The organism is Plantactinospora sp. A48 (genome assembly GCF_055793945.1).
Map to the genome: position 1 here is coordinate 62,746 of NZ_JBTIXF010000033.1, position 7,079 is coordinate 69,824.

The window sequence follows — 7,079 nt, forward strand, 5'->3', positions numbered from 1 at the left end:
TGAGCGGGGTCATACCGAACGGTAACGAGCCAGCCGGCGCGGACGCGGCCAATAGCGCAGCACCACCCGGCCGAGCACGTCGGCCACGCCGTACGCCCGGGAGTCGTCGGTCACCAGTTCGTTGTCGCCGACCAGCCACCATCCGCCGTCGACCGCCCGGACCGCCCGCTTCACCACCGGCAGGTCGGGCCGGGACCGGAAGGTGGCCACCACCACGTCGCCGGGCCGGATGCGGCGATCCCCGCGCCGCACCAGCACCGCGTCGCCGTGACGCAGCGTCGGGGCCATGGACGGCCCCTTGACGAGTACGGCGAACAGGGGGCCGGCCGGCGGTGTCACGCCCATCGGGTTTCACCTTTCGTCCCTGGGGGACCTGTCCGGTACGCCGTCCCGGCACCGGGACCCGCCTTCTGGTGAGTCGCCCGGCCGGGGGGCGCGGCCGGCACTGTCCCCGCCCGCGGGAACCCGCGCGGGGGTAATGTTCGGCCTTGGATCATCGCAAACATTCCCAGGAGGGTCCTGATGCGACTTCCCCGCATCCTCACGCCACGTTTCGTTGCCAGCGCCCACTGCGACCTGCCGTGCGGTGTGTACGACCCTGCGCAGGCCCGGATCGAGGCTGAGTCGATCAAGGCGATCTGCGAGAAGTACCAGGCGAACACCGACCCCGAGTTCCGTACCCGGGCACTGATCATCAAGGAGCAGCGCGCCGAGTTGGTCAAGCACCACCTGTGGGTGCTGTGGACCGACTACTTCAAGCCGGCGCACTTCGAGAAGTACCCGAACCTGCACCAGCTGTTCAACGAGGCCACCAAGCTGGCCGGTGGTGGCGGTGGCGCCAAGGCGTCGACCGACCCCGCCAAGGCCGACGAGCTGCTGGCCAAGGTCGACGAGATCGCCAAGATCTTCTGGGAGACCAAGCAGGCGTGAGCGCCGGACGTGCCGGGCCACCCGCCGGGCACGTCGGACCGACCCGGCCGGTACGTCCGCAAGGGCGTACCGGCCGTCGTCGCCGAACCGACCCGGCCGTGGAGCGGGTAGAGTCCGACTTCGGAGGTGCGCCGTGACGCAACTGAGCACGCAACCAACGGACGACGACGTCGTCCTGCTCACGGTGCCCGCCGACGGTGGCTACCTGGGCGTGCTGCGGACGGCGACGGCTGGGCTGGCGGCCCGGTTGCACTTCGCGCTGGACGAGATCGAGGATCTCCGGATCGCCGTCGACGAGGCCTGCGCCATGCTGCTGGCCATCGCGGGTCGCAACGCCGAGCTGCGCTGCCGGTTCGGGGTGACCGAGGACGCCCTCACCGTCGAGGTGAGCGTTCCGGTCCGGTCGGGCACGCGTCTGCCGCCGGAGTCGTCGTTCGCCTGGAAGGTGCTGACCGCTCTCACCACGTCGGCGTCCGCCACGGTCACCGGCGACGAGGCCACGATCGCTCTGCTCACCCGCCGCGGTGGGGGTCGTTGACCTGGCGCCGGATCCGTCAGTGGACGCCGAGCGCCCGGGTGCTGGGACCGCTGACCAGCAGGCCGCAGACCGTCACGCCGAGGACGATGAGCGGTACGCCCAGCCAGCCGAGCCCGCCCTGGGTCATGTAGTAGCCGACCGGTAGCAGCATCAGTTGCAGGACGATCGCCGGCGCCCGCGCTCCGGCCCGGCGGGCCGCCAACGCGGCGCCGAGCAGCCAGAGCACGATCGCCGCGCCCAGCGCGAATCCGGTCACGATGAGGGCCGAGACGAGGTCAACCGCGCTGGCTGTGAGATCGGCGTAGACCAGATAGGCCACCACCAGACCCAGTCCCACCGCCTCGAGCCGCAGCAGCCACACCGCCCAGCGCAGGGTGGCGGGCGCAACGTCGGCGTCGTTGGTCACGAGCCGAACGATACCCGGGTACGGGCGGAGTACAGTGCCGGCCATGCGGGCCGTCCTGGTCGTCAATCCGAAGGCCACCACCACGAGTGAACGCAGCCGGGACATCCTCGTCCGTGCCCTGCGCAGCGAGGTCGATCTCACCGTCGAATACACCCGACGGCGCGGTCACGGGGTCGCGCTCGGGCGGGCAGCGGCGCTCGACGGGGTGGACCTGGTCGTCGCCCTCGGCGGTGACGGCACCGTCAACGAGGTGGTCAACGGCCTGATGAGCGCGCCCGCGGCGCCGGACGCCGGGCCGCCCGCCGGTCGACTGCCGGGCCTGGCCGTGGTGCCGGGCGGCTCCACCAACGTCTTCGCGCGGGCGCTCGGAATGCCTCGGGAGTGGTCGGAGGGGGCCGCGGCGATCCTGGAGGCACTGCGGTCCGGCCGGTCCCGGACCATCGGCCTCGGCCGGGCCGACGACCGGTACTTCACCTTCTGCGCCGGCTTCGGCCTGGACGCCGCCGTGGTACGTCGGGTCGAGCGGGCCCGGCACCGGGGTCGGCGCTCGACTCCGGTGCTCTATCTCACCGCGACGGTGCAGCAGTTCCTGATCGGGACCGAGCGCCGGCATCCGGCCATCACCCTGGAACGTCCCGGGGAGCCTGCGGTGCGGGATCTCGCCACGGTCGTCATTCAGAACACCGCGCCCTGGACCTTCCTCGGCGAGCGTGAGGTGAATCCCAATCCGGCGGCGTCATTCGATCTGGGCCTCGATCTGCTGGCGCTGCATCGGCTCCATGTGCCGAGTACCACACGGACCGTGACGCAGATCCTGTCGCGACACGCCGACCCGCGCGGTAAGCAGGTTCTTCGGCTACATGACCTGGGCGAGTTCACGCTGGTCGCGGCACGTCCACAGGCGTTTCAGCTCGATGGTGACTACCTTGGGGAGCGGGAGAAGGTACGTTTTACCTCCGTACCCAAAGCACTAAGAGTAATCTGCTGAGCCTGGGGTACGGCTACCTTCATCGATGGCCGGAAGAAGCCAACCGAGGAGGTGGCAAGTGCCGGAAATGTCAGCGATGTCGCGCGGACCGTACTATATTGAAGTCCGGCTGTGCCAGCGAGGGGTCCCGGAGGAACGAAGATCCGGACAAAAGGGCCGTGAGCTAGCTCACCTGCTCGGAGATTTTCCGAGCGTTACCCTTGACATCGCTGGAGTTCGTGAAAGCATTCACAAGCGAACTTGATACCGGGACATGACCCGTGTGCGCGCCAGTCGTTCACACAACAGGGAATACGGTCCCACTGGCTTAACGGCCTGCTCACGCACTGCTGAGCGGACGGATGCATTCCGTTGCGGTCAGCAATGCGGATGCATATAAGAAAGAGCACCAGAAAAGCACCGCTACCCAGCCAAGAACGAGGAGTGTTGCCGCCATGGACTGGCGCCACCATGCTGCCTGCCGCGACGAGGACCCGGAGCTGTTCTTCCCGATCGGGACGTCCGGACCGGCGCTCTTGCAGGTCGAGCAGGCCAAGGCCGTCTGCCGGCGCTGCTCGGTGACCGACGAGTGCCTGCGGTGGGCACTCGACTCCGGTCAGGACGCCGGCGTCTGGGGCGGAATGAGCGAGGAAGAGCGGCGTGCCGTCAAGCGCCGCGGCGGCCTGCGGGTCCTGCGCGCTCATACCGCCTGAGAAAAATCCGCAACGCACAGCCAACAGCGCCCCGGGGAGATGATCCCCGGGGCGCTGCGCGCTGTCCGACCCACTTTCAACGATCAATGACAATCCGTCACCGCAAGCACACGTTGAGAATATGATTCGCCTATCCCGGATATTGTTGAATCGCGTTATTGATCGACCCGCGCTCTGCCGCGTCGGCTCGGGACAGCACCAATCGGGCCACCTCCTCAGCCGCGCCGAGTGGTTCGCCGACGGCCACCGCCCCGGCGGACAGCGCGCCGGAGACCGCCGTCGCGTACAGCCGGCCGGGGGCCAGGAAGTAGGCGGCCACCGCGACCCGGCGGGCGCCCTCGGCCCGCAGCTGGCCCACCACCTCAGCGGAGGTCGGCGGGGACGCCGAGGCGTACGCCGCCCGGCACGGCAACCCGGTGGCGACGGCGAGGGCCGCGGCGACCCGCTCGACCTCCGACCGTGCCCCGGCGTCCCGGCTGCCGGCCGCGGCCAGCACCAGGGCATCCGCGTCCGCCCCGCCGGCCTCGGCGAGTCGGCGCCGGACCGCCGACAGCAGCAGTCCGTCCACCGGCCCGCCGACCGGGCCGAGGACGTCGGCGATCCGCACCCGGATCCGCAGACCCGCGCTCCGGGCCGCCGCGACGGCCTCCGGGATGTCCACCCGCCGGTGGTACGCCGCCGTCAGGAGCACGGGGACCACCGTCGCCCGGTCATGGCCGTCGGTCTGGAGGGCGTGCAGCACCTCCCCCGGGCGAGGGCCGGCATGGTCGAGATAACTGGTCCGGACCGACGTACCGGGACCGGCCGCCCGGACGGCCCCGGCGAGTGCCTCGGTCGCGGCCGCCGCCCGCGGATCGCGGCTGCCGTGCACCACCAGCACCACCGGCGCCCGTTCCACGGATGGGGCCGGGTAACCGCAGCAAGCGGCGAAGGGGGGGGGGGCTAAAGGGCGACGAACCAAGCCCCCTCCCCCCCCTCACACTGCCCTCCCCTCCGTTTCCCGTCCCCCTCCCCCCCGCTCCCCTCCTTCCCTCCCCCCCCCCCCCCCCCCCCCCCCCCCCCCCCCCCCCCGCGACGGTGGCCTCACGTGTGCAGGCCGCACTCGGTCTTTTCGAACATCGCCCAGCGCCCCGCCCGGGGGTCCTCACCGGCCTTGGTACGCCGGGTGCAGGGCCAGCACCCGATGGAGGAGTAGCCCTGCCGGAACAGCTCGTTGACCGGGACGTTCCACCGGGAGATGTAACGGTCGACGTCCTGCTGGGTCCACGCGGCGATGGGGTTGACCTTGACCTTGCCGCGCTGCGGGTCGAAGCCCACCACCGGCGTGTTGGCCCGGGTCGGCGACTCGTCCCGGCGCAGCCCGGCGGCCCAGGCGTCGTAGTCGGCCAGCGCCCGCTCCAGCGGCTCCACCTTGCGCAGCGCGCAGCACTCGTCGGGAGCCCGGGAGAACAGCCGGGGACCGTACTCGCCGTCCTGCTGACCGACGGTCCGGCCGGGCCGGATGGACCGGACCGTGACCGGCAGGGTCCGGGCCACCGTGTCCCGCACCCGGAGCGTCTCCGGGAAGTGCAGGCCGGTGTCCAGGAACAGCACCTCCACCCCCGGAACGACCCGGGACACCAGGTGGGCGAGCACCGCGTCGGCCATCGAACTGGTCACGCAGAACCGGTCCGCGAACGTCTCCGCGGCCCACTCGATGATCCGCTCGGCCGGAGCCTCCGCCAGCTCGCGACCCGCGCGCTCGGCGAGTTCCCGCAGTTCCGCCGCGGTACGACGACCCGGCTCGGTGGTCGCGCCCACCGGGCCCAGCCGCACCAGACCCAGGCTCGTGGCGGGAACCGGGGCGTTCACGACAGCCTCCCGGCGTCGTGCCCGACGATTGCGCCTACACCGCGTCCCGGTCGGCGCCGCACACTGAGCCTCTCACGATCGCTCATTTGTTGACCTCCCTGGAAAGCAACCCGGTGAACCGGATGGTGAACACCCGGGCGCAGGCGCGGCACTCCCAGGCGCCGTGGGTGTCCTCGTGCGGCCGCAGGTCCTCGTCCCCGCAGTACGGGCAGTAGAAGGGGACGACCCGATCGCTCATGACGGCTCCTCGCCGCGCTCGGACCCGTCATGAGGCTCCACCGCACCGAACCTGATGATGAGCTCGCTGCGCTCGCTCATCGCAACTCCTCTTCGTCGACCCGGGTCGCCCACTGGGCGAACGACTCGCCGTCGGTCCGGGCCGCCAGGTACCGGCGGGTCAGCCGCTCGACGTACCCGGGAAGCTCCTCGGCGGTGGTCTTCAGACCCCGCGGCTTGCGGCCGAACCCGCCGCTGCGGTCCCGGGCCATGCCCAGCCCACCGCCGAGGTGGACCTGGAAGCCCTCCACCTGCCGGCCGTCCGGGCCGACCACCAGCTGCCCCTTCAGCCCGATGTCCGCCGTCTGGGTCCGGGCGCAGGCGTTCGGGCAGCCGTTCAGGTTGATGGTGATCTCCGTGTCGCCCAGCTCGTCCCGGCCCAGCCGCTCCTCCAGCTTGGCCACCAGGTCCGCGCCACGCGCCTTGGTCTCGACGATGGCCAGCTTGCAGAACTCGATGCCGGTGCAGGCCATCGTGTCGCGCCGCCAGGTCGACGGCTCGGCCTCCAGACCGATCCGGCGCAACTCCACCACCAACGAATCCACCCGCTCCGGCGGCACGTCCAGCACCAGCAGCTTCTGGTACGGCGTCAGCCGGACCCGGCCGCTGCCGTGGGTGGCCGCCACGTCGGCGAGTTCGGCGAGCTGGGAACCCGAGGTGCGACCCACCACGGGAGCCACCCCCACGTACCGGCGACCGTCGCGCTGCGGGTGCACCCCGATGTGGTCGATGGGCTTCTCCGGCAGCTCCGGCGCCGGGCCGTCGAGCAGGGTCCGGCCCAGGTACTCCTTCTCCAGCACGTCCCGGAACCGCTCCACGCCCCAGTCGGCGACCAGGTACTTGAGCCGGGCCCGGTTACGCAGCCGGCGGTACCCGTAGTCGCGGAAGATGCCGGTCACTCCGGCCCAGACCTCCGGCACCTCGGCCAGCGGCACCCACACCCCGAGCCGCTGGGCCAGCATCGGGTTGGTGCTCAGGCCGCCGCCCACCCACAGGTCGAAGCCGGGCCCGTGCTCGGGATGCTCGACGCCCAGGAAGGCGATGTCGTTGACCTCGTACGGGACGTCCGCCAGCCAGGAGATCGACGTCTTGAACTTGCGGGGCAGGTTGGAGAACTCCGGGTTGCCGACGTACCGCCGGACGAGTTCTTCCAGCATCGGTGTCGGATCGATCACCTCGTCCTCGGCGACGCCCGCCACCGGGCTGCCCATCATGACCCGGGGGCAGTCGCCGCACGCCTCGGTGGTCTGCAGGCCGACGGCCTCCAGCCGCCGCCAGATCTCCGGGACGTCCTCGATGCGGACCCAGTGCAGCTGGATGTTCTGCCGGTCGGTGATGTCGGCGGTGTTCCGGGCGTACCGCTCGGAGATCTCGGCCACGGTCCGCAGCTGGTCCAGG

The 7,079-nt window shown here is 71.0% G+C and carries 10 protein-coding genes; 4 read left to right on the top strand and 6 right to left on the bottom strand.

Features of this window, described 5'->3' with window-relative positions; genetic code table 11:
* Positions 1-9: 9 nt before the first annotated feature.
* A complete protein-coding gene (locus ACXN5W_RS18175; protein WP_473159501.1) occupies positions 10-345 on the bottom strand; it encodes a S24/S26 family peptidase in 336 nt (111 codons plus the stop codon).
* 177 nt (positions 346-522) lie between these two features.
* On the opposite strand from ACXN5W_RS18175, the gene sodN reads away from it, so the two are divergent.
* Positions 523-930, top strand: a complete 408-nt coding sequence (gene sodN, locus ACXN5W_RS18180) for a superoxide dismutase, Ni (RefSeq protein WP_473159502.1) — start codon at positions 523-525, stop codon at positions 928-930.
* Between the two features lie 133 nt (positions 931-1,063).
* Positions 1,064-1,468, top strand: coding sequence for an ATP-binding protein (locus tag ACXN5W_RS18185; protein WP_473159503.1), 405 nt, complete (start codon positions 1,064-1,066; stop codon positions 1,466-1,468).
* A 16-nt stretch (positions 1,469-1,484) separates the two neighbouring features.
* Here ACXN5W_RS18185 and ACXN5W_RS18190 read toward each other — a convergent pair whose 3' ends face one another.
* Positions 1,485-1,919: a hypothetical protein gene (locus ACXN5W_RS18190; protein WP_473159504.1), complete on the bottom strand. Its 435-nt coding sequence runs from the start codon at positions 1,917-1,919 to the stop codon at positions 1,485-1,487.
* Between ACXN5W_RS18190 and ACXN5W_RS18195 the strand changes: the two genes are divergently transcribed.
* A complete protein-coding gene (locus tag ACXN5W_RS18195) occupies positions 1,918-2,862 on the top strand; it encodes a diacylglycerol/lipid kinase family protein (protein ID WP_473159505.1) in 945 nt (314 codons plus the stop codon). The two genes, ACXN5W_RS18190 and ACXN5W_RS18195, sit on opposite strands and share 2 nt — an antisense overlap.
* 434 nt (positions 2,863-3,296) lie before the next feature.
* On the top strand, positions 3,297-3,554 hold the full coding sequence (locus ACXN5W_RS18200) for a WhiB family transcriptional regulator (RefSeq protein ID WP_473159506.1): 258 nt from the start codon (positions 3,297-3,299) through the stop codon (positions 3,552-3,554).
* 130 nt (positions 3,555-3,684) lie between these two features.
* Here the strand turns inward: ACXN5W_RS18200 and ACXN5W_RS18205 are convergent, their stop codons facing one another.
* From ACXN5W_RS18205 to ACXN5W_RS18220, 4 genes are all read right to left on the bottom strand, one after another.
* A complete protein-coding gene (locus tag ACXN5W_RS18205) occupies positions 3,685-4,452 on the bottom strand; it encodes a sirohydrochlorin chelatase (protein WP_473159507.1) in 768 nt (255 codons plus the stop codon).
* A gap of 185 nt (positions 4,453-4,637) precedes the next feature.
* Positions 4,638-5,405 carry a phosphoadenylyl-sulfate reductase gene (locus ACXN5W_RS18210; RefSeq protein WP_473159508.1) on the bottom strand — a complete coding sequence of 256 codons (768 nt, stop codon included), beginning with the start codon at positions 5,403-5,405 and terminating at the stop codon, positions 4,638-4,640.
* Between the two features lie 82 nt (positions 5,406-5,487).
* On the bottom strand, positions 5,488-5,643 hold the full coding sequence (locus ACXN5W_RS18215) for a hypothetical protein (protein ID WP_473159509.1): 156 nt from the start codon (positions 5,641-5,643) through the stop codon (positions 5,488-5,490).
* A 76-nt stretch (positions 5,644-5,719) separates the two neighbouring features.
* A partial coding sequence (locus tag ACXN5W_RS18220; protein WP_473159510.1) for a nitrite/sulfite reductase occupies positions 5,720-7,079 on the bottom strand: 1,360 nt, incomplete at its 5' end.